A 26692-nucleotide genomic window follows, 5' to 3' on the forward strand; every position below is an offset into this window, starting at 1 on the left:
AAATATTTTTAGTTTTGTCTAAAATTATTTTTTGAAATGAAAAAAAATATACTGCTGTTATTCCTTTTGCTTGCCCTAATTGGTTCTTCACAAGAAAAAGGCATCGTTGTAGGCCATATACTATCTGAAGGTCAAGCTGTTCCTTTTGCCAGTGTTCTACTTAAAAACACCACCTCCGGGACCTCATCCGATGAAAACGGGAATTATTCTATTGAAGTTCCATCTGGAAAACAAACCCTAATTGTACAAGCTATTGGTTTTAAAAACCAAGAAAAAAACATAATTGTGCCCCCTGGAGGAAAAATTCATTTGGATTTTAATTTAGAAGAAAGTGTATTCGGACTCAATCAAGTGGTGGTTTCAGCCACACGTGGAATTCAAAAAAGAACTGAAGCTCCAGTGATTGTTACCGTTACCAATTCTGAAGTTCTACAAAAAGCCCAAGCCATCAGTTTATCGGAAGGATTGAGTTTTCAACCCGGATTACGAATGGAAACCAATTGCCAAAACTGCGGATTTACTCAAGTTAGAATGAATGGCTTAGATGGAGCGTATTCTCAAATTTTAATGGACAGCCGACCGATTTTTTCAGCTTTAAATGGTGTGTATGGTTTAGATCAAATTCCGACCAATATGATTGAACGCATTGAAGTGGTTCGTGGTGGTGGTTCGTCTTTATATGGTTCGAATGCGATTGCGGGCACCATCAACATTATTACAAAAGATCCGATTGTAAATTCATTTGAAGTAAATTCGCATTTAGGATTGATTGATGGAAAAACACCTGACAAAGCCTTAACGTTAAACGGAACCGTTTTATCAGACGATTTGAATTTAGGCATTCAACTTTTTGCAATGCTTCGTGATCGCGGTGCTTTTGATGCCAATGAGGATAATTTTACCGAAATTACCGCCATGCAAAACCGAACATTCGGATTCAAATCGTTTTACCGACCGTTTGAGCGAAGTAAAATTACTGCCGAATTTCATACGGTAAATGAGTTCAGAAGAGGGGGTGAAAACAATTTTAATTTACAACCTTTTGAAGCACTTACCACAGAACAAATTACGTCCAAAATGGTGGGTGGCGGACTCACATTTGAAAATTATTCAAAAAATGAAAAGAATAAATATGCCGTTTACATCAACACGCAACAATCTAAAAACGACAATTTTTATGGCGGTCGTGTGGATGATGAATTGGGTAATATAGATTATGCCGAAAGCCTAAGAGGATACGGAAATACTGAGGTAGTTACTTGGATTGGTGGTACGCAATACAATCGAAAACAAGAATCCTTTTTAGGAGGCTCAGGAACGTTAACCACAGGAGCCGAATACAAAAAAGAAAAAATGAGGGATGCCAAGCCCGGTTACAATGCGTTCGTCAATCAAACTTTAGATATTCTTGGGATTTATGCTCAACAAGAATGGAAAGTAAATGAAAAACTAAAAGTTTTAGGCGGATTACGAGCCGATTTTCACAATGCCGCCGATGAAGATGTGATATTGAACCCAAGACTAAATATTCTGTACAATATTAAAGAAAATTTGCAATGGCGAAACTCTTATGCCAAAGGGTTTAGAGCACCACAAGTATTTTCGGAAGACATACACGCCCGAATTGCCGCCGGAGAAGTGGCTTTGGTTGAATTAGCAGACGGATTACAATCGGAAACATCCCATTCCTTTTTAACTTCGTTAGATTGGAGTAATGTTTCGCCTAATTCGGAAGCCGGATTAACATTTGAAGCCTTTTACACTCGATTAAATGACCCGTTTGTCTTGGAACAACTTACAGAAACCATCTGGGAAAAACGCAATGGAAAAGGAGCAAATGTTTACGGAATTAACCTGGAAGCCAAATATGCTCCGGGACAAAAATGGCAATTTCAAGCGGGAGCAACCATTCAAAAAGCCTTGTATGACAAAGCGGTTCAATGGAGCGAAAACGTGACCAATACCAATCGAAATTTCTTCCGTTCACCAAATGTATATGGAAATTTAATGGCAACATTTTCTCCTAAAAAGGCTTTTCAAAACAATCTTTCATTGGTTTATACCGGAAAAATGTATGCTCAACACTTTGCCGGATTCATTGCCGAAGACCGTTTAGTAACCACCCCTGATTTTTATGAAATCAATCTAAAATCATCCTATACCTTTGTGGTAAAAGAAAAATTACACCTTCAATTAAGTGGCGGAATTCAGAATGTATTCAATCAATATCAAAACGATTTTGACTTAGGTGTAAACCGAGATGCCAATTATATTTACGGTCCATCTCGACCCAGAACTATTTTTATTGGCTTAAAGATTGGAACCGATTTGTTGTAAAAATTATTCCATCATAACAAATCTTTATGATTGAAATCATCAAATGAAAATGAAAACTTAGTAACTTTGCAAAGTTTTCGATTCTGAGAATCGAACAATCCTAAAATCTAACAATCTAATAAAAAAAATATGTATCCAGAAGAAATGGTAAAACCCATGAGAGCCGAATTATCGGAAGTTGGTTTTCAAGAATTATATAGTGCAGAAGCGGTTGAAAATGCTATCAAACAACCCGGAACTACTTTAGTTGTAGTAAATTCTGTATGCGGATGTGCCGCCAGAAACGCTAGACCGGGAGCCAAAATGAGCTTAGACGGAGCTAAAAAACCGAATCAATTGGTAACCGTTTTTGCCGGTGTTGACAAAGAAGCGGTTGATGCCGCAAGACAACATATGTTTCCTTTTCCACCATCTTCGCCAAGTATGGCTTTGTTTAAAGATGGTGAATTAGTACACATGTTAGAACGTCACCACATTGAAGGTCGCCCGGCTGAAATGATCGCTGAAAATTTAAAAGATGCGTATAACGAATTTTGTTAAATAGAAATCGTTTCTAAAATAACCCTCTCAAATTCTGATTTTGAGAGGGTTTTTTATTTTAATGAAAAACGCAACCTTTTAAAAAAAACTCATCTTACACATAGGATAACCAATTAAAAACAGCTATGAAATTTATTTTAAAATTATTTGTATTGGCCGTGTTGCTTCAAAGTTTTCAGTGTGAAGACAATAATTCTGAACCTATTACCCTTGAACAATTAAATTTGAAAAAACAGGAGATTATAGATTACATCGCCGGTTTTGAATGCAACAACTCAGAAAACTGCAACACTATAGCATTTGGTGTGAAACCGTGTGGTGGGCCAACAGAGTTTTTAACTTTTCCATCATCGATTGATTTAGACGAATTAGAGTCAATGATTGAAATCTACAATCAATTAAACCTAGAGTACAACATTCAAACGAATGCAGTTTCAGACTGTGCAGTTGTTTTACCACCCCAAACGGTGGAATGTGATAATGGGGGTTGTGTAATAGTTGGAAATTAGAAAAATTAAGCCCATGAAATGAGGAGAGTTGCATTTAAAGAATAACTCTCCTTTCTTAAATTAATTTAAATTCAGGAATACAAAATACAATTTACAGTTCAATGAACTTTGTGAAATCTGCACATCTGATATAAATTAAAATTACAACTCTAAATAAACTTTATTAAAAATAAGGATTTTAAATAAAATGAAAACCCTATCTTCTTTATAAAACGAACTTCATTTTTTTTAATTCATATTAAATATTTATACTTTTACCCAAAATTCTTCCATTTAGAATTCAATTTATTGTAAAACCCAAAAACGTTTATAGCATGCAACTGTATAACACGATGAGGGCAGAAGAAAGAGCCGAGCTTATAGATCAAGCCGGCAAACAACGACTTACGTTGTCTTTTTATGCCTATGCCAAAATTGAAGATCCAAAAAAATTTAGAGATGATTTGTTCTTAGCCTGGAATCCGTTGGATGTCTTGGGTAGAATTTATGTGGCTCACGAAGGTATTAATGCCCAACTCTCGTTACCGGCAGATTACTTTTATCAATTCAAAGACACGTTAGATGTTTATGATTTTATGCGTGGCATCCGATTGAACGTGGCTCGCGAGCAAGACGATCATTCCTTTTTAAAATTGACCATAAAAGTACGTCATAAAATTGTAGCCGATGGCTTAGATGATTCCTCTTTTGATGTAACCAATAAAGGAATTCACTTAAAAGCGAAGGAATTCAACCAACTTTTAGAAGACCCGAACACCATTGTGGTAGATTTTAGAAATCACTACGAAAGTGAAATTGGTCATTTTAAAGGAGCCATCACCCCGGATGTGGACACGTTTAGAGAATCACTTCCCATTATTGAAGAACAATTAAAAGACCTTAAAGAAGATAAAAATCTGTTGATGTATTGCACAGGTGGAATTCGATGCGAAAAAGCCAGTGCCTATTTCAAGCATAAAGGTTTCAAAAACGTCTATCAATTAGAAGGTGGAATCATTGAATATGCCCGTCAAATTGAGCAAGAAGGTTTGGAAAGCAAATTCATTGGTAAAAACTTTGTGTTCGATCATCGTTTGGGCGAACGCATCACAAACGATATCATTTCGCAATGTCACCAATGCGGAAAACCATGTGACAATCATACCAATTGTGTGAACGATGGTTGCCATTTGCTATTCATTCAATGTGATGAATGCAAAGAAAAAATGGATAATTGTTGTTCCTCCGAATGTCAGGAAATCATTCATTTACCATTAGCCGAGCAAGTCAAATTGAGAAAAGGCATTCAAAAAGGAAACATGATTTTCAAAAAAGGAAAATCACCTGCTTTAAAATTCAAACATTCCGGCGAATTAAGCGATGTGCCCTTGGCCGTTGCAAATGAAATAGAAAAACCAAAACCTATTCGCGAACGCATAAAACGTAAAAAAATACTAGTGGGCAAAGCCGAACATTATTATACCAAAGCTAGTGTTGGTTTGTTTTTAATTGAAAACCAAGAGATAAACTCTGGAGATAAAATTTTAATTTCCGGGCCAACCACCGGCAATCAAGAGCTGGTTTTAGAAAAAATATTTGTCAATGGTCAAGAGGGAACGGTTGCCAAACCGGGAGACAAATTAACGTTTGCAGTTCCGTTTCGTATTCGATTATCGGATAAATTGTTTAAAGTTATTAGCTAGTCATGACTCCATCAGGAAAAATAGAACTCATGGCTCCGGCCGGAAATTTTGAATCGTTGCAAGCCGCATTAGATAACGGTGCCGATTCGGTATATTTTGGTGTAGAACAACTGAATATGCGAGCTCGGGCAACTATCAATTTTACTTTGGAAGATTTACCCGAAATTGCTAAACGTTGTAAAGCCCAAAAGGTTAGAACTTATTTAACGCTGAATACCATTATTTACGACCACGATTTATCCGTTGTAAAAACGTTGGTTAGCAAAGCCAAAGATGCCGGAATTACAGCTGTGATTGCTTCAGACCAAGCCGTGATTGCTTCGGCTAGAGCTATCGGGATGGAAGTCCATATTTCAACCCAACTAAATGTGACAAATGTAGAAACTGTCAAATTTTACAGCTTGTTTGCAGATACCATTGTGCTGTCGCGTGAATTGAGTTTGCGTCAAGTGAAAAAAATCACAGAACAAATTGAAAAAGAACAAATCAAAGGCCCAAGTGGTAATTTAGTAGAAATCGAAATCTTTGGACATGGGGCTTTGTGCATGGCCGTTTCCGGAAAATGTTATTTGAGTTTGCATTCACACAATTCATCTGCCAACAGGGGAGCTTGCAAACAAAATTGCCGAAAAAAATATACTGTAATTGATCAAGAATCCGGATTTGAAATTGAAATTGATAACGAATATATGATGTCTCCCAAAGATTTATGTACGTTGGATTTTCTAGATCAAGTAATCGATTCGGGAATTAAAGTTTTGAAATTAGAAGGTAGAGGACGTGCTCCGGAGTATGTGGCAATGGTTACTAAAACCTATCGTGATGCAATTGATTCCTATTACAACGGAACTTTTACCAAAGAAAAAATCGACCTATGGATGGAAGATTTGAGTACCGTTTATAATCGAGGTTTTTGGTCGGGTTATTATTTGGGACAAAAGTTAGGTGAATGGAGTGCCAATCCGGGTTCAAATGCAACACAGAAAAAAGTATATGTGGGTAAAGGCGTTCACTTTTTTCCGAAAACGAATATCGCCGAATTTAAAATTGAGGCTTACGACATCAAAATTGGTGATAAAATCATGATAACCGGACCAACTACGGGAGTACAGGAACTCGTAATCAATGAAATGCTAGTAAACGATAACCGTTTAGAAAAAGCATCCAAAGGGGATAGCTGCACTCTGAAATTACCTTTTAGAGTGAGAAATTCGGATAAATTATATAAAATTGTGGAGCAATAATGGTAGTCATAACTTTGCAACGCGACAAATGCATTGGATGTAATTATTGTGTAGAAATGGCTCCGGCACAATTTCAAATGTCAAAAAAAGACGGAAAATCAGTTTTGTTGAAATCCGTAAACACCAAGGGTTTTCACACTTTAAAGTCGCCCAATCATACGATTGTAGAAGCTTGTGAAGCAGCTCAAAAAGCTTGTCCGGTGCATATTATTTCGGTAAAAGAAACGTGATTTTTTAGAAATTGAAAATCAAACTTTGGTGAAACATCAACCAAAAAAATACTATCTTTACACTCTTAACGTTTAATGTCAGTAGTCTCGTTTTGTATAACGAGATGACCAATATATACAAAATTATGGCTTGTACAAACTGTTCTACCGGGAGTAAAGATGGAGGAGCTCCCAAAGGATGTCAAAATAAAGGGACTTGCGGCACCGATAGCTGCAACAAATTAACGGTTTTCGATTGGCTTTCCAATATGAGTTTGCCTAGCGGTCAAGAACCTTTTGACTGTGTGGAAGTGCGTTTTAAAAACGGAAGAAAAGAATTTTACCGCAATACCGAAAAATTGTCACTTTCTATTGGAGATATTGTGGCAACTGAAGCTTCACCGGGACATGATATCGGAATTGTTACCCTAACCGGAGAATTGGTTAAGGTTCAAATGAAGAAAAAAGGCGTAAATCCTACTAGTCCTGAAATTACCAAAATCTACCGAAAAGCTTCTCAAAAAGATATTGATATTTGGTCAGACGCCCGAGCAAAAGAAGAACCTATGAAGGTAACCGCTCGAGAAATTGCGATTCGTTTGCAATTGCAAATGAAAATTTCTGATATTGAATTTCAAGGAGATGGTTCAAAAGCTACTTTTTATTATACCGCAGAAGACCGCGTAGATTTTCGTCAATTGATTAAAGAATATGCTCAATCTTTCAAAACCCGAATCGAGATGAAACAAGTAGGTTTCCGTCAGGAAGCGGCTCGTTTAGGCGGAATCGGTTCATGTGGAAGAGAATTGTGTTGCTCTACTTGGTTGACCGATTTTAGAAGTGTAAACACCTCTGCTGCTCGATACCAACAGCTTTCATTAAATCCGCAAAAACTTGCCGGACAATGTGGTAAACTAAAATGTTGTTTGAACTATGAGTTAGATACCTACATGGATGCTTTGAAAGATTTTCCGGATTTTGATACCAAATTAGATACTGAGAAGGGTTTGGCCTATTGCCAAAAGCAAGACATCTTTAAAAGACTCATGTGGTTTGCCTATGCTGATAATATTGCAAATTGGCATGTATTACATGTAGATCAAGTTAAGGAAATCGTGGCTGAAAACAAGCAAAAGAAAAAAGTGAGTTCGCTTGAAGATTTTGCTTTAGAACTAGCCCAAGAGCCAAAACAAGACTTTAACAATGCAATGGGACAAGAAAGTTTAACCCGTTTTGACCAACCCAAGAAAAAAAGAAAAAACAATAATAAAAAAAGAAGACCCAATACCCAAAACAAAAATGACATTAAGAAATAGTTTGTTTTTACTTGTATGGTTCACATTATTTTCGTGTGATAAAAATCGGGGTTTTGACCAATACAAAAGCACCGGAGAATCTTGGCATAAAGACAGTATCGTTTCGTTTGACTTTACTCCCAAAGATTCAACCCAAAAATACAATCTTTTTTTAACGGTAAGAAACAACAACAATTATCCTTTTCAAAACCTTTTTTTAATTGTTGAAATGAATCAAGGGAACAAAAAATCAATTATTGATACCCTAGAATATGTTATGGCAAATCCGGATGGGACTCTTTTAGGCAATGGAATGACCGATACCAAAGAGAGTAAGCTTTTTTACAAAGAAAACTTTACTTTTAGCCATACCCAACCACACACCTTTTATATACAACAGGCGGTTAGACAGCAAAATAAAATTGAAGGTGTTGAAAATCTGGAAGGTATAACCGAAATTGGATTACGAATTGAAACAATAAAGTAAAATGGCTCATAAAAAAAATACACTCACAAAAGATATAGCCTATTACCAAAAAAAATTCTGGAAAGTATTTTTATACGGATTGGGCGGAATATTTCTGTTTTTTGTCTTTGCTAATTTTGGTTTGTTTGGCTCAATGCCAAGTTTTGACGAATTAGAAAATCCCGATTCCAATTTGGCCACAGAAATCATTTCTTCCGATGGTGTTGTTATTGGTAAATTTTACAAGGAAAACCGTTCTCCGGTAAAATTTGAAGAATTACCCAAGCATTTAGTTGATGCACTTATTGCTACCGAAGATGAACGCTTTTATGAACATTCCGGAATAGATGCCCGAAGAACTTTTGGTGCTGCTGTAAAATTAGGTTCAGATGGCGGAGCAAGTACTCTTTCACAACAGTTAGCTAAACTACTCTTTCACGGAGAAGGCTCTAAATTTATTTTATTTCGAGTTATTCAAAAGGTTAAAGAATGGATTATTGCTACCAAATTGGAACGCCAGTATACCAAAAACGAAATCATTGCTCTTTATTTAAACAGAGCCGATTTTGTCAACACAGCTGTAGGAATTAAATCGGCTGCCAAAGTCTATTTTGGTAAAGAACCCAAAGACCTTACCATAGAAGAAAGTGCTCTTTTGGTAGGAATGCTAAAAAACCCTTCTCTTTACAATCCTGTCAGAGAAAAAAGAAAAGAGCTTGTTTTAAAACGAAGAAATACGGTTTTGGCTCAAATGGTTCGCAATAACTTTTTAGAACCCGAAGCCAAAGCTTTACTTGAAAAAAAACCTATTGTATTAGATTTTAATCCCGAAAGTCATGTAGACGGTATTGCCACTTATTTTAGAGAATACCTTCGTGATTATATGAAAAAATGGGTAAAAGAAAACAAAAAACCGGACGGCTCGGAATACAATATCTATAACGATGGGCTAAAAATTTATACCACCATCGATTCACGCATGCAAAAACATGCCGAAGAAGCCGTTGATGAACATTTAAAAAATCTTCAAGCCGAATTTTTTAAAGCCCAAAAAAGCAATAAAAATGCCCCGTTTTTAAAACTAACTGACGACGAAACTCAAAAGCTCATGACCAGAGCCATGAAAAATTCGGAAAGATGGCGTCTCATGAAAGCTCAAGACAAAAGCGAGGAAGACATCATAAAATCGTTTAGTGTAAAAACAGACATGCGAATCTTTACTTGGAAAGGGGAACGTGATACAATCATGACTCCATTGGATTCTATTCGGTATTACAAACATTTTTTACGTACCGGAATGATTTCTATGGAACCACAAACCGGACATGTTAAAGCTTGGGTTGGAGGCATTAATTACAAGCATTTTCAATACGATCATGCCGGTCAAGGAGCTAGACAAGTAGGATCTACTTTCAAACCCTTTGTATATGCTACTGCTATAGAACAACTTAATATGTCACCTTGTGATTCTATTATTGACTCTCCTTTTACTATCCCTAGAGGAAGACACAATGTAAGTGAGTCTTGGACACCAAAAAATTCTAATGGCGAATACAGAGGAATGATCAATCTGAAAAAAGCATTGGCAAACTCCATAAACACTGTATCTGCTAAACTTATAGATCAAACCGGACCTAAACCCGTTATCGATTTAACTCACAAATTGGGTGTTACCTCAGACATACCCGAACAAGTTTCTATTTGTTTAGGTGCTGTTGAAATTACGGTTCATGATATGGTTGCCGCTTTTAGCACTTTTGCCAATAAAGGTATTTACATAAAACCACAAATTATAACCCGTATTGAAGATAAAAACGGAAATCTCATTTTTGAAACTGTTCCGGAAAGCCATGACGTACTCAATCAAGATATCGCCTATGCGGTTATCAAATTAATGGAAGGAGTTACCGAATCTGGTACAGGAACCCGATTAAGATGGGGCGGTGGTGGCGTTAAATCGTATAATTACAGATTTGAAAATCCCATAGCAGGAAAAACAGGAACTACGCAAAATAATTCTGACGGCTGGTTTATGGGAATGGTTCCAAATTTATGTACCGGAATTTGGGTAGGATGCGAAGACAGAGCGGCAAGATTTAGAAGTACCGCTATGGGACAAGGAGCTACAATGGCATTGCCTATTTGGGGATTGTACATGGATAAATGCTACAAAGACGACAAACTCAACGTCTCCAAAGACCCTTTCGAAAGGCCCGAAAATTTAAACATCAAGGTAGATTGCTGGAAGGCTACCAAAGACACTTTAGATTTTGACCAAAACGTAGATGAATTCAACTTCTAATAAACATAACTTTAAAATGGACTTTGCAAAAAGCCCATTTTTTTATACCTTTAAAATCCGAAAAAACAAACACTATGATTATACGAAAAGTTAATTCTGTGCAAGAAGCTCTTCACGGAATCACTAATAACACAACGATAATGTTGGGTGGATTTGGACTATGTGGAATCCCTGAAAATAGCATAGCCGAATTGGTTAAAATGAATGTCACCCATCTCACTTGTATCTCTAATAATGCGGGTGTGGATGATTTTGGATTGGGACTCCTACTGCAAAAAAAACAAATAAAAAAAATGATTTCTTCCTATGTAGGTGAAAATGCCGAGTTTGAACGCCAAATGCTCTCGGGAGAACTGGAAGTTGAACTTACACCTCAAGGTACTTTAGCCGAAAAATGCCGAGCTGCTCAACACGGAATTCCTGCTTTTTTTACACCAGCTGGTTACGGAACTGAAGTGGCAGAAGGAAAAGAAACCCGAGAATTCAATGGCAAAATGTATGTCATGGAAGAAGCATACAAAGCCGATTTCGCTATTGTAAAAGCATGGAAAGGAGATGAAGCCGGAAATTTAATTTTCAAAGGAACGGCAAGAAATTTTAATGCCTGTATGGCTGGAGCTGCCAAAATTACAATAGCTGAAGTAGAAGAATTAGTCCCAGCCGGTACCCTAGACCCCAATCAAATTCACATTCCGGGAATCATGATCAATCGTATTTTTCAAGGAGAAAAATATGAAAAAAGAATCGAACAAAGAACGGTTAGACAGAGATAATGTGCCAATGGGACAATTTGTCAATTAGACAATTCATTGACACATTTCCAAATTGACACATCGACTAATTAACACATTGACACATTAAAAAAATGGCTTTAGATAAAAAACAAATTGCAAAACGCATTGCAAAAGAAGTGAAAGACGGTTACTACGTAAATCTAGGAATTGGCATTCCAACATTAGTAGCCAATTTTGTCCGTACCGATATTTCGGTTGAGTTTCAGAGTGAAAACGGTGTATTGGGTATGGGACCTTTCCCGTTTGAAGGAGAGGAAGATGCCGATATTATTAATGCGGGAAAGCAAACCATTACCACCTTGCCCGGAGCGAGTTTCTTTGATTCGGCTTTTAGTTTTGGGATGATACGCAGTAAAAAAGTAGATCTAACTATCTTGGGAGCCATGGAAGTAGCCGAAAACGGCGACATTGCCAATTGGAAAATTCCCGGAAAGATGGTAAAAGGTATGGGTGGAGCCATGGATTTGGTTGCTTCTGCAGAAAACATTATCGTAGCTATGATGCACGTAAATAAATCTGGTGAATCAAAAGTGTTAAAAAGATGTAGTTTGCCTCTTACCGGTGTTGGTTGTGTAAAAAAAGTAGTTACCGAATTAGCGGTCTTAGATGTAACGCCCAATGGTTTTAAACTCTTAGAAAGAGCTCCAGGTGTATCGGTAGAGGAAATCATTAAAGCTACTGAAGGAACTCTTATTGTAGAAGGTGAAATTCCGGAAATGGTTTTGGATTAAGACTTACTGAACCCTAAATTGATGAATAAATTATATTGGATTATAGTATTTTTTGGGTCTTATGGATTTTGCCAAGAATACAAACTCGAAAATGAAGTTCTTAAAGGAAAAATTAAGTCTATTGAATTAAGTGTAAGTAAAGAAAACACCGCACAAACTCCAATTGAACATATTTTATTTGACACAAAAGGAAGAATAATTCAATCTAAAACTTTTTTTAACCAAAGATTACATACTTTCGAGCGAAACCAATATATAAAGAATCAAATTGTCACTGATTTGTGTGACTATTGTGATGATTTGGATAAAGAATTTGCCCATTTTTCGATTAAGGAAAACCAAAAAAATCCCTACACCGGTTATGCAACGGCCGAGCCCAGAAGAACTCATAAAACCATTAAAACAATTGACAAAAAGGGGAATATTATACGTTCCAAAACCTTCAATTCGGAAGGTTACTTAATATGGGAAAAAAGGTTATTTTATGATAAAAACTCCAACTTACTGGAGACAGAAACCTTTGATGATGAAGGAAAAAAAGAACCCGAATTTCTAAAAAATACTTTTAACACTAAAGGCTTGCTCATCGAATCTGTAAACGTAATGCGTCATAACAACTTGAAAACGATTTATGAATACGACTCTCAAAATCGAAAAAAAGTAGAGAAAATTTGGCAAGACAATAGAGTAATGGAATACCATTATATTTATAAATCAACCCCAGACACTAGTGCCGTTTATAAATATTCAAAAAATCTTGAAGACCATTCTTTACAGTTGAGAACTAAAGAGTTAACATATTATGAAAAAGGCAAAAAAATCATCTGTATTACAGAAACCTACAATAATAAAATCACCTTTGTACGTGTTTTCGAATACGATTTACAAAATAAACTTCGGGCCAAAAAATATTACAACGATAAAAACGAACTTCGGTCTGAGACCTTTTTAATTTATGATAAAAAAGGAAATTGGATTGAAATGAATGTATCAAATCTCATTAACACCAGTTACAACGGAAGTGAACCTAAACCGGTATGGCATAAAAACACTTATTACCGAAAAATTGAATATTATTAATTACCCTTTCGGAATGGCATCAATCAATTTTTGAGTGTACTCACTTTTAGGATGGGCATACAATATATCGGCATCGGCCATTTCTTCGATTTTTCCTTTATTCATTACCAGAACTTGATCGCTCATATATTTAACAACGGCTAAATCATGAGAAATGAAAATATAGGTAAATCCGAAATTCTCCTTCAATTCATTCAATAAATTTAACACTTGGGCTTGTACCGAAATATCTAATGCCGAAACCGATTCGTCACACACAATCAATTTAGGTTGAAGTGCGATTGTTCGTGCTATTCCGATTCGTTGCCTTTGACCACCGGAAAACTCATGAGGATAGCGGTTAAAATGGGCTTCTGTAAGACCTACACGTTCTAAAATTTCGATTACTTTAGCTTTTCGGGTTGCATTAGAATCATACAATTTGTGCACTATCATGGGCTCCATAATGGCTTTACCTACAGGAATTCTAGGGTTTAAAGAAGAAAAGGGGTCTTGAAAAATGAGTTGAATTTCCTTGCGTAGCACTCTTAAATCGCCACCGGTTAATTCCGAAATGTTTTTACCACGATATAAAATAGAACCGGAGGTGGCTTTATCTAATTGTAAAATAGCATTTCCTAATGTTGATTTACCACATCCCGATTCGCCTACCAATCCCAAAGTTTCACCCTCATATACCGAAAAACTTACATCGTCTACGGCTTTAAATGTTGTTGTTTTTCCAAATAAGCCCACTCTTGAAAAATAGACTTTATTTACATTCTTTACTTCCAATAATGGCGGATTGGCGTACATTTTAGCGTGATATTTTGCCCGTGAATCGGTAGTTGTAATTTGCTTATCAACTTGGTTCAGCATATAATCTTGAATGGTAGGAAGTCGTTTTAAACGTACATCCAATGTGGGTCTGGAAGCTATCAAAGCTTGTGTATAAATATGTTTAGGATGGTTAAAAACTTCTTTAGCTAAACCTTGTTCAACCATTTTACCTTGATACAAAACCAAAACTCTCTGAGCGATCTCAGAAACCAAAGACAAATCGTGAGAAATAAAAAGAATACTCATCTCATTTTCTTTTTGAATTTCTTTGAGAAGTAAAATAATCTCTTTCTGAACCGTAACATCTAAAGCTGTAGTGGGTTCATCGGCAATGAGTAATTTCGGCTTGCATGCAATAGCCATTGCAATCATTACTCTTTGCTTTTGTCCTCCGGAAATTTGATGCGGGTACTTTTCAAAAATGGTCTCCGGATTGGGTAGTTTTACTTTGTGAAATAACGCAATAACCTCTTGTTTGATTTGATTTGCATTCATAGAAGTGTGTTGAGCCAAAACCTCAGCCACTTGTTTGCCACATTTCATCGATGGGTTTAAAGAACTCATAGGCTCTTGAAAAATCATCGCGATTTCTTTTCCTCTAATTTTTTGAAATTGTTTCTCTGAAAACTGAGTCAAATCATCAGATTGAAAAAAAATATTCCCCTTTTCAATTTTACAAACTTTTTGAGGCAACAAGCCCATTATAGCCAATGTAGAAATCGATTTTCCGGAACCCGACTCTCCAACTATTCCAATAATTTCATTTGGAAAAACTTCAAAATTTATGTCGGATACTACCGTATGAAACTGATTCTCTCGTAAAAAAGAAAGAGTCAAATTTTGAATGGTTAAAAGTGGTGATTTATCCATAAATCTAAAATTGGCATTGAAACGTAAATATAAGAAAACCCTAAACTGTTTAGAAAGTAAAATTAAACTATTCTACATTTTACTTGTACTTATAAAACCATAATTTCTTTCAATATTAGAAATTAAAATAAATTCGTAAAATTTAATATATTTGAAAAAAATTGCACAATACCATGAAAAAAACCTACAAAAACTACACTTCTTTTACTTTGTTTTTGTTTTTATTAGTATTTTCTAATTCTGTATTTGCCCAAACAGAAGAACAAAAAGCAAAGATTTTAGAACAATATGATTTGGCTAAAATAAAACTCCTTCAAGAAGAACTTCTTCAGAAAAACAATTCTGACAGAGAACGGGCTTTAGCTTTAGCAAAAATAAACGGTTGGGAGATTTATAAATTTAATGAAGACGGCAGTTTTGATGAACTCGTTGGGTTATACCCCGATGGCAGTCCTAAGTATTTTTCATTAAACAACACTGCAGCAGCCTTATCTAGTCGTGCCAGTTTTTTAAATTCAGGTGGTGCTATGGGACTTCAATTGGATGGTCAAAACATGGTTGCAGGAGTTTGGGATGGCGGACCAGTAAGAGTATCACATCAGGAATTTAATAACCGAGTAACTATTGGTGATGGTGTTTTTAATCTAAACAATAATAGTTTTCATGCTACCCATGTAACAGGAACCGTAGCAGCTGCAGGTGTAGATTTTAGTGCAAAAGGAATGGCAAATCAAGCTTCAGTAAAAAGTTTTACCTGGACAAATGATGAAGCCGAAGTTTTACAAGAAATTCAAAACGGACTCTTACTTTCCAATCATTCTTATGGTACCCCTTTAGCCAACTCTCCAGGAGATTGGTATCCCGGAGCCTATTCTCCAGACGCAAGAGTTTGGGATCAAATACATTATGTATCTCCCTATTATTTAATGATTGTATCTGCCGGGAACGATGGGGGTAATGCCAATCCCTCACCCACAACATTTGGATTTGACAAGTTAATGGGAAATAAAAATGCCAAAAACAATTTGGTTATTGCCAATGCATTAGATGCCAATATTAATGTAAATGGGGATTTAGTTTCGGTAAATATTAATGCCGGAAGCAGTCAAGGACCCTCAGACGATTTACGAATAAAACCGGATATAACCGGAAACGGTTCTGGTTTGTACTCCACAAATAGTACCGGTGATAGTGCATATTTAACCATATCCGGAACATCAATGGCTAGTCCCAATGTGATGGGTACTCTACTTCTTATACAACAGCATTATTCCAATTTAAATCAAAAGTTTTTAAAAGCTTCTACTCTTAAAGGCTTAGCATGTCATACAGCAGACGATGCCGGACTTGTAGGCCCTGATGCACGTTTTGGTTGGGGCTTAATTAATGCCAAAGCAGCCGCAAATGTGATAACAAATAACGGTTTAAATTCTTGGGTATCAGAAGAACGTTTGAATCAGAATCAAGTTTTTACAAAAACCGTAAAATCTACAAATAATACCCCTTTGATTGCCACAATTTGTTGGACAGATGTACCCGGAACAGCCAATATAGGTGTTTTAAACGACCCTACTCCAGCTTTAGTAAACGATTTAGACATTCGCATAACTCAAGGGTCTTCTGTTTTTTATCCTTGGAAATTACAACCCGATGCTACCAGAGCAGCTTTACGAAACTCAGACAATAATGTAGATACAGTAGAATCGGTAAAAATTGATAATGCTAATGGTGGCGACTATACTATTACAATTACTCACAAAGGTACTTTGGTTGACAATTTTCAAGATTTTGGATTAGTAATTACGGGAGTGCAATCTTCCTTTGGATTTGTTCCTCAAGGTTATGATCAAGTTTTATGTTCAAGTGAAAATGCGGTTTTTGGATTTAATTTTAGAAAAACTTCCGGACCCAATGTTACGTTTTCTGTAACAGATGTACCCCAAGGTGCTCTAGCTGAATTTAGTTCAACTTCGTTGAATTCGGACGGCTTTTTTTCATTAACCGTATCCCAATTGAATGCTGTGAATCCCGGAACTTATACCATTGGGGTTACGGGTTCAAACGGGATTGAAAGTGAAACCCGATATGTAACTTTGAAAGTTCTTAGTCCAAATTTTAGTCCGTTTGTGAGTGTCTCTCCAACAAACGGTCAAACCAGCTTAGGGTCAACGGTTACTCTTAACTGGCAACCCGATGTAAATGCTGAAAATTACATTGTAGAATTGGCTACAGATGTTACATTTTCAAATATCATTAGAACCTCAACTACTTCACAAACCTCTTTTACGGTTTCAAATTTAAACGATCAAACAGTCTATTATTGGCGAGTGAAACCCAGTAATCGTTGTGGTGCAGCCACTCAATTTGGTTTTTCAAGTTTTCAAACGGGTTTATTGTTTTGCACAATCCCTTTTAATGCAACCAATTATAACAATGCCGTAATTGGAACCGTTGCCAATTCCATAGCTACAGTTCCATTAACTCTATCCGGTGGTTATACTATTGGCGACTTAAATGTTAGACTAAACATTTCACATACTTGGATTCAAGACATGACAATTAATCTGTATGGTCCAGCGAGTATTGGCAGTCCCAAAATTATACTTTTTGAAGAACCTTGTGGCGGAGAAGACGACATCGTTGCGACTCTTGATGATAGCGGGTCCAATATTGTTTGCGGCAACAATCCCGGAATCTCGGGGGTTGTTAAACCATTAGACCCATTAAGTTCATTAAATAATCTACCTGCTGATGGAGTATGGTGGCTGGAAGTAGTTGACAATCACAATCAAGATGGAGGTCGAATAAACCAATTTGGAATTGATATTTGTAGTTTAACTAATATAATTAACCTACTTTCCTTTCAAAATAATGGAATTGTAACTGATATTTCCAGTACCAAAGTGATTTTAAATTCAGAAATGAATGCCTCAACTCCAAATCAAAACAGTCAAAGTCAGGTTTACACCCTATTACAAACTCCTAGTTTAGGTCAATTATTCAAAAACGGGATTCTTATGACTGTAGGAAATACGTTCACACAAAATGATATTAATTTAAACCGTATAACTTATGTTAATGCATTAACCGAATCTAACACCGATTCGTTTAAAGTGAGTATCCTTAATGCTTTTTCGGGGTGGATTCCAGAAAGAGTAGTCCCAATTACAATTCAAAGTTCATTAGGCATATCCGATTTTAATTCTAAAGCAATTACAGTTGTGCCTAATCCGGCTAGTGATTCCTTTACGGTTCAAATTCCATTTGTCTTAGACAGAACGGTTAAAATGGAATTATTTGATTTACAAGGCCGAAAAATAAGTGCGATAGAAACTTTAAATCAATCCGAAACCCTCTCTGTCGCCCATTTATCAGAAGGAATTTATGTATTATCTATAGATTACAACAATCAAAAGATTAGCAAAAAAATAAGCGTAAAGAAATAAAACAAAAGTTAAGTAATAATTATGCCCCAAAAAGTTAGATACTATTTGGGGCATTTTAGTTATTGCTTTTTTATATTACACTAATTTCTTCTTCTATTAATAAATCTTCGTTTCGCAATCTTAATATGACTTGAGCTACTGCAATAACATCTTTCTCACAATAGGTAATAATTCTATCTATATCTTTCTCAACGTAATAAACATGTGCTACTTCACTCCCATCGATATCATCCTTAGGTGAAGGAATCTTTAAAACTTTGGTGAGCAATCGCAAAGAAGTAAAATGTTTATAATCGCCAAATTTCCATAATTCTAAAGTATCTAAATGGGGTATTTCCCATGGTTTTTTGCCAAATAAATTCAATTTTGCCGGCATTTGCAATTGATTTATAATAATACGTCTGGCCAAAAAAGGGAAATCAAATTCTTTAGAATTATGACCACATAATAAATGGTGCGGTTGACTGAAATGCGTATTTAAAAGGTTACAAAAATCTTTTAATATTTTTACTTCGTCCCCATAAAATGAAGTAACTCTAAAGTTTCGCACATCAGCTTTAGTGACAAAATAGCCTACAGAAATACAAATAATTTTACCAAACTCAGCCCAAATACCAGCCCTTTCATAAAATTCGGAAGCAGAAAATTCGTCTTTACGAGCAAAAATTGTTTTCTTATCAAAAAGATACTGTTGCTCCTCATCCAATAAGCTAAAATTTTCAAATTCCGGAACGGTTTCAATATCTAAAAAAAGAATGTTGTCGAGTTTTACTTTTTCTATCATGGTGTATAATTTTACACCTTAAAAGTAATTAAAAACTTTCATTTAATCTGTATCTTCCAATTGAAACAATTCGTTTACCGATTTTTGAAATAAATGAGATAATTTCAATGCCAATACGGTTGATGGTACGAACCTATTGGATTCTATAGCATTGATGGTTTGTCTGCTAACTCCAATTTTTTCAGCTAGTTCGGCTTGGGTTAATTGAGCTATTACGCGAGCTATTTTAATAGAATTAGTCATACTCCGTTAATTTATTAGATTGAAACATCTTCCATTGAAATCTGAAAATAAAGAAACCCAATATAGTAAACATATTGCAAAGTAATAAGGTCAAAAATGACATTCCGTAAAAGAATATTAGACAAAAAGCTAATACAATATAATTTACGTAGGTAGCCCAAACTAAACTTTCGGTTCTAATTTTGGCCACCATTTCATCTTCTATTTTCTCTTTAGAGAAGGCCACAAAAAGTCCGCCTATAATAACCAATAATGCACTTATCTCATCTTGTACATTATTCGATATCCAAGTAAAATACTGAACCTCACTCAAAAGATGATTGGAATAAACGGCAAAGACTTTCCAATCAAAAAAAGAAAGCTCTGATTCAAAATACACCGAATAAAAAATTAGAATGAAAGCAATTCCCAGAATACTCCATCCCCATTTTCGAAAACCATGAGGTAATAAAAAATTAGTTTTCATAAATAATCTTTTTAAATTAACACCACAAATGTAAAAAATATTTTCCATAATGTAAAACATACTTTACATTATTGTATAAAAAAAACCATCTTAGCTAGAAGATGGTTTTTTAAATGAATTATAATTTAGAAAATCTGATTATTGTAATTCAACAACTTTACCTTTTATAGTTAGAATTTTAGGCACTTCATTTTCATTCAATGAAACCGTAACTGTTTTTGAAAACGGACCGGCTGTAGCTGCATTGTAAGTTGCTGTAATTGTAGCTGTTTCTCCTGGTTTAATTGGAGTTTTGGTGTAATTTGTAGCGGTACAACCACAAGCTGCTTTTACATTGGTAATTAAAACGGTTTGTTTTGTTGTATTTACAAATGTAAAATCGTGAGATACAGGCACTCCTTTTTTCAAATCACCAAAATCATGAACCTCTTCTTTCCATTTTACGGGAGAAGTTGGTTTTTGAGGTGCAGGACTTGTTGTAATAGTAGGTTTAACTTCAGTTGATTTTTCTTGAGCCATGGCAGAACCACTCACAAAAAGAGTAGCTGCAATTAAAAATAATGTGGTTTTTACTGATTTCATAAATATTCGTTTTAAATTTAGTCTCGATTTTGAATTACAAATATAGCTTGCTAATTTTATAATTGTGTTAAGCACTTTAAAACTTTTGTTAACGACATGTTAATGCTATATTATTCAGGCTTGTACACTAAATTTGTAGATAATTTTACCCTTTAAAGTTTCAGAGAAATTGAAAGTAACAAAATTAAATAGCATTATTTTTATTGGGTTTCTAGCCATAGTTGGTGTAATTGTTATGCAACTTTTGATGCTAAACAAAGCCTATTCTTTTGAAAAGAAAGAATTTGAAGAAAAAATTCATTTTGCTCTTCAAGATGTAGTCAAACGTATTTATCGCGATAACAAAACCGATCTAAACATTACCAATCAGGTTAAAAAAATTACCGACGACTATTATATTGTGAATATAGAAGATGTATTTGAACATGAAATATTAGAATACTATTTAAAATCCGAATTTTCAAAAGTTAAATTGGAAATGGATTATGAATATGCCATATACGACTGTGCTACAGATGAAATGATTTACGGAAGTTACATTTCTCAAAAAAAGGAGCCCCAAAAAACCTGTGAAAATTGCTTTGAAAAAAAAGAAGGATTAATTTATTATTTCGCAATTCGATTTCCGGAATTAAAGCAACAATTTATAACTTCCTTAGGTCAATATTGGATTTATACTTTCATTTTATTCTTGGTATTAATTATCTATGTATATTCTGTACTTTTACTTCTAAAACAAAAGAAATACACCGAATTACAAACCGATTTCATCAATAATATGACGCACGAATTTAAGACTCCTTTAGCGTCTATATTAATTGCCTCTCAATATGCAACTCATCAAGAGGAAATAAAAAACAATCCCAAACTGGCAAAATACATGCAAATCATAACCAATCAAAGTACAAAATTGAATTTGCATATCGAGCGGATTTTAAACGTAGCCAAAGGCGATTCTAAATGGATTGAATTGGAAAAAAAACCCGTAAACCTCTACGAAATAGCCGAACTGGTAAAAGAAAACTCACAACTAAAAAGTTCAAAAGAATGTGAAATTACGATTCGAATTCCCACTTCAATAAAAATTAATGTCGATGAATTTCATTTTACGAACATTCTTTACAATTTAATAGACAATGCTTTAAAATATGGACCCGAAAAACCTAAAATTGAAATAGAAACTATCCAATCTGGAAAAGGTATGGAATTGCGTATTTCTGATAATGGTAGCGGTATTGATCCTCAACATTTAGATTATGTTTTTGATAAATTTTACAGAGTACCCCGAGAAAACAAAAAAGATATTGAAGGATTTGGAATAGGCCTGTTTTATGTTAAAAAAATAATGGATTTACACCATTGGAAAATTACCATTCAAAACAACGCCATTCAAGGAATTACCGTTTCTATTTTTATTCCTAATAAAGATATTTATGAATAAGAAAAAAATTTTATATGTAGAAGACGATGAAACACTGGGTTTTTTAACTGCAGATAGTTTGGAAAGCCAATATTTGGTTTCGCATTTCACCAATGGTCAAAAAGGATTTGATGCATTTTGTACTGAAGAATTTGATCTATGCATACTTGATGTGATGCTACCGGATATGGATGGTTTTGAAATGGCCACAGAAATACGAAAAAGAAACCGAGAAATTCCCATTCTTTTTTTATCGGCCAAAACCATGAAAGAAGATCGCATCAAAGGTTTAAAACTAGGTGCCGATGACTATTTGGTGAAACCCTACAGTATGGAAGAACTTATTCTTAAAATTGAAGTTTTTTTAAATAGAAGCCAAAAAACCAGTTATAAAAATGAACGTTATACAATTGGTTCTTTTGAATTTGACCCTACAAATTATTGTGTCTCAAAAGGAAAAGATTCAATCAATTTAACCGAACGTGAATCGGCATTGTTAAAACTGTTTTTAGATAATAAAAACAGAGTCTTGAAAAGAGAGACTATTTTAATCGAATTGTGGGGTACAGACGATTATTTTATGGGACGGAGTCTAGATGTTTTTATTTCTCGATTGCGAAAAATATTTAAAGACGAACCCAACATTCGGATAGAAAATATACCGAGAGTTGGGTTTAAGTTGGTAACAGAATAGTTCGATTTATTTGATTAGGCTATACATGTAAAGTTCCAAAGCTTGAAGTTCCTGATCGGTCATACTTTTGGTAATCGAAAAATTGGTTTTCATCACTTCATACTGACTTGGATCAACAATTGGTTTGGCATTTTCTCTTAAAAAATCAACCATATCGGCATTTTGTTCTTTATAAATTGTAGCTATTTCTTTTATACTTGGGCCTATAACTTTTTGATCCGGTTTATGACAAGTATAACAAAGTCCAACCCCATTGAAAAGTTCTTCTCCCAATTTAATTTTAGCTTCTACTGAATTTTCAGTTACTTCAGGAGTTGCAGACGCTTCTTTCCCAAAGGGCTCTTGCTTTTTATCTTGACAGGAAAATAAAAACAAACCAATAAATAAAAAATATAGATTTCTCATGGTCTAGGTGTTTGATTTACACAAATATACACCTTAAAAAAACAGAAAAAGGTGATATTTATCAGTTACGAAATTATCTTTACTACTTCCTTAGCAAAATAACTCGCTATCATATCGGCACCTGCTCTTTTGATAGCCGTTACTTGTTCCATCATTACCGCATCGTGGTCTAGCCAACCTCTTTCTGAAGCCGCTTTAATCATAGCATATTCACCCGAAACCTGATAAACCGCTACCGGAACATCAAACGCATTTTTTACTTCTCTAACGATGTCCAAATAGGCAATTCCGGGTTTTACCATGACAATATCAGCTCCTTCCTCTATATCCATTCGCGTTTCTCGGATAGCTTCGATACGATTATGGTAATCCATTTGATACGTTTTTTTGTCTTTCGGGATATTTTGAGCATCCACCGGAGCACTATCTAACGCATCGCGAAACGGTCCGTAATGAGCCGAAGCATATTTGGCACTGTAGGCCATAATTCCGGTGTTTACATACCCTTCGTCTTCCAACGCTTCTCTGATTTCTAAAATTCTTCCGTCCATCATGTCGCTGGGTGCTACAAAATCAGCACCGGCTTCGGCATGTGAGCAACTCATTTCAGCTAAAATGGCAGAAGTAACATCATTTACAATTATTCCGTTTTCAATCACACCATCGTGTCCAAAAGACGAATACGGGTCTAAAGCTACATCGGTCATCACAATCATATCCGGAACCGCATTTTTAATCACTTTTATAGCTCGTTGCATCAATCCGTTGGGATTTAAAGCTTCGGTTCCTTTGTTGTCTTTTAAATTATCGGGGACTTTTACAAAAACTAAAACCGTTTTTAAATTTAGCTTAGCCAATTCTTTGACTTCCTTTTCCAATAAATCCAAACTCAAACGGAAATAGTTTGGCATAGAAGCGATTTCCTCTTTTACATTTTTTCCCTCCACAACAAATAGCGGAACAATAAAATCGCTGGGCGAAAGAATAGTTTCACGAACCAAAGAACGAATGGTTTCGTTGGTTCTTAATCTTCGGTTTCTTCTTAATGGAAACATAGTTTTTTAGTTTAAAAAGTTTCAGGTTTAAAGTTTCAAATTGTAATTACTGAAAAGTTATACCCAATTGATAGGTTCTTTTAATACTTTTAATAGTTTTTCTTCTTCACTACCTTTTTCAGGATGATGGTCATACACCCATTGTACATGCGGCGGCAGACTCATCAAAATACTCTCGATTCTGCCATTGGTTTTCAAACCAAATAAAGTGCCTTTATCATGCACTAAATTAAATTCTACATAACGCCCTCTGCGGATTTCTTGCCACATACGTTGTGTGGCTGTGTATGCTGCATTTTTTCTTTTTTCTACAATTGGAACATAAGCCTCAAGAAAACTATTACCAACTTCGGTAACGAAATTATACCAATCTTCCATCGTCATAGTATCGGTTGTTTTTAAATAATCAAAAAACAAACCGCCAACACCACGAGCTTCATTGCGATGTGCATTCCAAAAATAGTCATCGCATTTCTTTTTGTAGTTGGGATAAAATTCGGGATTGTGTTTGTCGCATGCGGTTTTACAAGTATGGTGAAAATGAATCGCATCTTCTTCAAACAAATAATACGGCGTTAAATCTTGTCCGCCACCAAACCATTGGTTGATGATGTTTCCGTTTTGGTCATACATTTCAAAATACCGCCAGTTGGCATGAACGGTTGGCACCATAGGATTTTTAGGATGGATGACCAGACTCAATCCGCAGGCAAAAAAATCGGCTTCGCCCACACCAAACATTTTTTGCATCGTATCGGGTAATTTACCATGAACGGCTGAGATATTCACACCGCCTTTTTCAAAAACGTTCCCATTTTCAATTACACGAGTTCTGCCTCCTCCACCTTCGGGACGTTCCCAAATATCTTCGCGGAATTTGGAACCGCCGTCAACATCTTCCAAACCTTTACAGATTTGGTCTTGAAGGGTTTGTATGTATTGATAAAATTTGTCTTTCATCTTAATTAGTTTTCAGTCACAGCTTATTTGTAAACTGAGACTGTGACTGTTTATTTGTTATACTCCTTCACCGCCTCTACAAAAGCCTTAGCATGGTCTACCGGAATATTTGGTAAAATACCATGACCTAAATTTACGATGTAGCTATCTTTTCCAAATTCGTCAATCATTTGATGTACCATTTTTTTGATGGTTGGAATTGGTGACAATAATCGTGATGGGTCGAAATTTCCTTGTAAAGTGATTTTTCCGCCAGATAAGTAACGAGCATTTCGAGCAGAACACGTCCAATCTACACCTAAAGCCGAAGCTTTTGATTTGGCCATATCATTTAATGCAAACCAGCATCCTTTTCCAAATACAATAACTTTGGTATAAGGAGCCAAAGCTTCTACTATCTGATTGATGTATTGCCATGAAAACTCTTGATAATCCACCGGAGAAAGCATTCCTCCCCAAGAATCAAAAATTTGAATGGCATTACAACCCGCTTTCACTTTTTCTTTTAAATACAAAATAGTGGTATCGGTTATTTTTTGCAATAACGTATGAGCCGCAATTGGGTTGGAAAAACAAAATCCTTTGGCGGTATCAAAACTTTTAGAACCTTTCCCTTCTACAGCATAACAAAAAATCGTCCATGGTGAACCGGCAAAACCAATCAACGGTACCTCATCATTCAACATTTCTTTGGTTAATTTCACGGCATCCATCACATAACCTAACGTTTCTTCGATATTAGGAACAACTACTTGGTTCACTTGCTCCATGGATCGAATAGGATTCGGAATAATGGGTCCTAAATTGTCTTTCAATTCCACATGAATACCCATGGCTCTTGGTACAACTAAAATATCTGAGAACAAAATGGCTGCATCGGGTTTTACAATTCGAATGGGTTGAACCGTAATTTCAGCTGCTAATTCCGGTGTTTCACAACGCGTAAAAAAATCGTATTTGTCGCGTAAAGCTCTAAATTCAGGTAAATATCTTCCGGCTTGACGCATCATCCAAACGGGTGGACGCTCAACGGTTTCGTTATTTAAAGCTCTCAGGAAAAGATCGTTCTTTATCATATTCAATATTTAAAACTTATGATTTATTAAAATAATTTATACACTGAATAATTACATTTTCAACGGTGGGTTGGTTTGCAATTATTTTATTGTTTGTTGTTAATTCGGCCGCAGTTGTTGTACCAATACAAAAACAAATTTCATTTGTAATCGTATTTTCCATTACATAACTTTGAACAGCCGACGGACTAAAAAACAAAATCCCATCAACCAAATTATTCATTTTATGTGGCGTTAAATGGGTTTGATACACTTGTATTTCTTCAAAAATAATATTGTTTTTTTGAAAAGCATTCGGAATCGTATCTCTTCTCAAATTTCCGGAAAAAAAAGTAAATTTTTTATCGAAATGCTGTTTTAAAAGGTAATCAACCAATTCTTCAGCATAATCAAAAGATTGTTCAACTTGGAATCCGTTTGCTTCAAGCAATTGCTTGGTTTTAATTCCCACACAAAAGGAAACTTTACTTTTTAAAATTGGATGATTTTCATTTTCTAAAACACTCAAAACCGCATTTTGACTGGTAAAAATCAAATATTCATAATTTGATTGTATATTGATTTTAAGTGGTTTAATTTGAATAAAATCAGCTTCAATCAAACGAAAATCAGCATTGAGTAAAAACTGTTTTTGGTTGGGTTGAAGTTTCTTAGTGGATACTATTCTGATTCTATTTTCCAAT

General features: G+C 35.3%; 25 protein-coding genes. 15 read left to right on the forward strand and 10 right to left on the reverse strand.

The genetic code is table 11. The features are described 5' to 3' along the window. Window positions 1-36: 36 nt before the first annotated feature. From V7M80_RS00685 to V7M80_RS00740, 12 genes are all read left to right on the forward strand, one after another. Window positions 37-2337 (forward strand): TonB-dependent receptor, encoded by a 2301-nt coding sequence (locus V7M80_RS00685; protein WP_333693296.1) that lies wholly within the window; start codon window positions 37-39, stop codon window positions 2335-2337. 129 nt (window positions 2338-2466) lie between these two features. Continuing rightward, a complete protein-coding gene (locus V7M80_RS00690; RefSeq protein ID WP_333693298.1) occupies window positions 2467-2877 on the forward strand; it encodes a BrxA/BrxB family bacilliredoxin in 411 nt (136 codons plus the stop codon). A gap of 125 nt (window positions 2878-3002) precedes the next feature. Then, window positions 3003-3386, forward strand: a complete 384-nt coding sequence (locus tag V7M80_RS00695; protein ID WP_333693300.1) for a hypothetical protein — start codon at window positions 3003-3005, stop codon at window positions 3384-3386. A 314-nt stretch (window positions 3387-3700) separates the two neighbouring features. Beyond that, on the forward strand, window positions 3701-5068 hold the full coding sequence (trhO, locus tag V7M80_RS00700; protein WP_333693302.1) for an oxygen-dependent tRNA uridine(34) hydroxylase TrhO: 1368 nt from the start codon (window positions 3701-3703) through the stop codon (window positions 5066-5068). Window positions 5069-5070: 2 nt separating this feature from the next. After that, window positions 5071-6312 carry a peptidase U32 family protein gene (locus tag V7M80_RS00705; RefSeq protein WP_333693304.1) on the forward strand — a complete coding sequence of 414 codons (1242 nt, stop codon included), beginning with the start codon at window positions 5071-5073 and terminating at the stop codon, window positions 6310-6312. Beyond that, on the forward strand, window positions 6312-6542 hold the full coding sequence (locus V7M80_RS00710) for a ferredoxin (protein WP_333693305.1): 231 nt from the start codon (window positions 6312-6314) through the stop codon (window positions 6540-6542). Before V7M80_RS00705 ends, V7M80_RS00710 begins: the two co-directional genes overlap by 1 nt. Before the next feature lie 125 nt (window positions 6543-6667). Further along, on the forward strand, window positions 6668-7837 hold the full coding sequence (locus tag V7M80_RS00715; RefSeq protein WP_333693306.1) for a PSP1 domain-containing protein: 1170 nt from the start codon (window positions 6668-6670) through the stop codon (window positions 7835-7837). After that, complete coding sequence (locus V7M80_RS00720) at window positions 7821-8303, forward strand: gliding motility lipoprotein GldH (RefSeq protein WP_333693307.1); 483 nt, start codon at window positions 7821-7823, stop codon at window positions 8301-8303. The genes V7M80_RS00715 and V7M80_RS00720 overlap by 17 nt, the downstream gene beginning before the upstream one ends. 1 nt (window position 8304) lies before the next feature. Then, window positions 8305-10584 carry a penicillin-binding protein 1A gene (locus tag V7M80_RS00725; protein WP_333693308.1) on the forward strand — a complete coding sequence of 760 codons (2280 nt, stop codon included), beginning with the start codon at window positions 8305-8307 and terminating at the stop codon, window positions 10582-10584. Between the two features lie 74 nt (window positions 10585-10658). Continuing rightward, window positions 10659-11357: a CoA transferase subunit A gene (locus tag V7M80_RS00730; RefSeq protein ID WP_333693309.1), complete on the forward strand. Its 699-nt coding sequence runs from the start codon at window positions 10659-10661 to the stop codon at window positions 11355-11357. A gap of 92 nt (window positions 11358-11449) precedes the next feature. Continuing rightward, window positions 11450-12109 carry a 3-oxoacid CoA-transferase subunit B gene (locus tag V7M80_RS00735; RefSeq protein WP_333693310.1) on the forward strand — a complete coding sequence of 220 codons (660 nt, stop codon included), beginning with the start codon at window positions 11450-11452 and terminating at the stop codon, window positions 12107-12109. 21 nt (window positions 12110-12130) lie between these two features. Then, window positions 12131-13189: a hypothetical protein gene (locus V7M80_RS00740; RefSeq protein ID WP_333693311.1), complete on the forward strand. Its 1059-nt coding sequence runs from the start codon at window positions 12131-12133 to the stop codon at window positions 13187-13189. Here the strand turns inward: V7M80_RS00740 and V7M80_RS00745 are convergent, their stop codons facing one another. Continuing rightward, complete coding sequence (locus tag V7M80_RS00745; RefSeq protein WP_333693313.1) at window positions 13190-14878, reverse strand: ABC transporter ATP-binding protein; 1689 nt, start codon at window positions 14876-14878, stop codon at window positions 13190-13192. A gap of 173 nt (window positions 14879-15051) precedes the next feature. On the opposite strand from V7M80_RS00745, the gene V7M80_RS00750 reads away from it, so the two are divergent. Continuing rightward, the gene (locus V7M80_RS00750) at window positions 15052-18324 is read left to right on the forward strand and encodes a S8 family serine peptidase (protein WP_333693315.1); all 3273 of its coding nucleotides are present in this window, start codon (window positions 15052-15054) and stop codon (window positions 18322-18324) included. 70 nt (window positions 18325-18394) lie between these two features. On the opposite strand, the gene V7M80_RS00755 is transcribed toward V7M80_RS00750, so the two are convergent. The 4 genes from V7M80_RS00755 to V7M80_RS00770 all read right to left on the reverse strand — a co-directional run bounded on the left by V7M80_RS00755 (window position 18395) and on the right by V7M80_RS00770 (window position 20399). After that, complete coding sequence (locus V7M80_RS00755; RefSeq protein ID WP_333693316.1) at window positions 18395-19108, reverse strand: 3'-5' exonuclease; 714 nt, start codon at window positions 19106-19108, stop codon at window positions 18395-18397. Between the two features lie 42 nt (window positions 19109-19150). Further along, window positions 19151-19351, reverse strand: coding sequence for a helix-turn-helix transcriptional regulator (locus tag V7M80_RS00760; protein ID WP_333693317.1), 201 nt, complete (start codon window positions 19349-19351; stop codon window positions 19151-19153). Continuing rightward, on the reverse strand, window positions 19344-19817 hold the full coding sequence (locus V7M80_RS00765; protein WP_333693319.1) for a hypothetical protein: 474 nt from the start codon (window positions 19815-19817) through the stop codon (window positions 19344-19346). The genes V7M80_RS00760 and V7M80_RS00765 overlap by 8 nt, the downstream gene beginning before the upstream one ends. A 138-nt stretch (window positions 19818-19955) precedes the next feature. Then, window positions 19956-20399: a DUF1573 domain-containing protein gene (locus V7M80_RS00770; protein ID WP_333693321.1), complete on the reverse strand. Its 444-nt coding sequence runs from the start codon at window positions 20397-20399 to the stop codon at window positions 19956-19958. Window positions 20400-20568: 169 nt separating this feature from the next. On the opposite strand from V7M80_RS00770, the gene V7M80_RS00775 reads away from it, so the two are divergent. Beyond that, complete coding sequence (locus tag V7M80_RS00775; RefSeq protein ID WP_333693322.1) at window positions 20569-21840, forward strand: sensor histidine kinase; 1272 nt, start codon at window positions 20569-20571, stop codon at window positions 21838-21840. Continuing rightward, entirely contained in the window at window positions 21833-22513 is a 681-nt protein-coding gene (locus V7M80_RS00780) for a response regulator transcription factor (protein ID WP_333693323.1), read from the forward strand. The genes V7M80_RS00775 and V7M80_RS00780 overlap by 8 nt, the downstream gene beginning before the upstream one ends. Before the next feature lie 6 nt (window positions 22514-22519). Here the strand turns inward: V7M80_RS00780 and V7M80_RS00785 are convergent, their stop codons facing one another. The 5 genes from V7M80_RS00785 to V7M80_RS00805 form a co-directional block, all read right to left on the reverse strand. After that, window positions 22520-22918: a c-type cytochrome gene (locus V7M80_RS00785; RefSeq protein WP_333693325.1), complete on the reverse strand. Its 399-nt coding sequence runs from the start codon at window positions 22916-22918 to the stop codon at window positions 22520-22522. Window positions 22919-22983: 65 nt separating this feature from the next. Beyond that, complete coding sequence (gene hemB, locus V7M80_RS00790; RefSeq protein WP_333693326.1) at window positions 22984-23973, reverse strand: porphobilinogen synthase; 990 nt, start codon at window positions 23971-23973, stop codon at window positions 22984-22986. A gap of 57 nt (window positions 23974-24030) precedes the next feature. After that, window positions 24031-24933, reverse strand: a complete 903-nt coding sequence (gene hemF / locus V7M80_RS00795) for an oxygen-dependent coproporphyrinogen oxidase (protein WP_333693328.1) — start codon at window positions 24931-24933, stop codon at window positions 24031-24033. Between the two features lie 50 nt (window positions 24934-24983). Continuing rightward, window positions 24984-26009: a uroporphyrinogen decarboxylase gene (gene hemE / locus V7M80_RS00800; protein WP_333693330.1), complete on the reverse strand. Its 1026-nt coding sequence runs from the start codon at window positions 26007-26009 to the stop codon at window positions 24984-24986. 16 nt (window positions 26010-26025) lie between these two features. After that, the gene (locus V7M80_RS00805; RefSeq protein ID WP_333693332.1) at window positions 26026-26691 is read right to left on the reverse strand and encodes a uroporphyrinogen-III synthase; all 666 of its coding nucleotides are present in this window, start codon (window positions 26689-26691) and stop codon (window positions 26026-26028) included. Window position 26692 lies beyond the last annotated feature (1 nt).

Origin of the sequence: Flavobacterium sp., assembly GCF_036759525.1 — a bacterium.
Taxonomy (GTDB): Bacteria; Bacteroidota; Bacteroidia; order Flavobacteriales; family Flavobacteriaceae; genus Flavobacterium.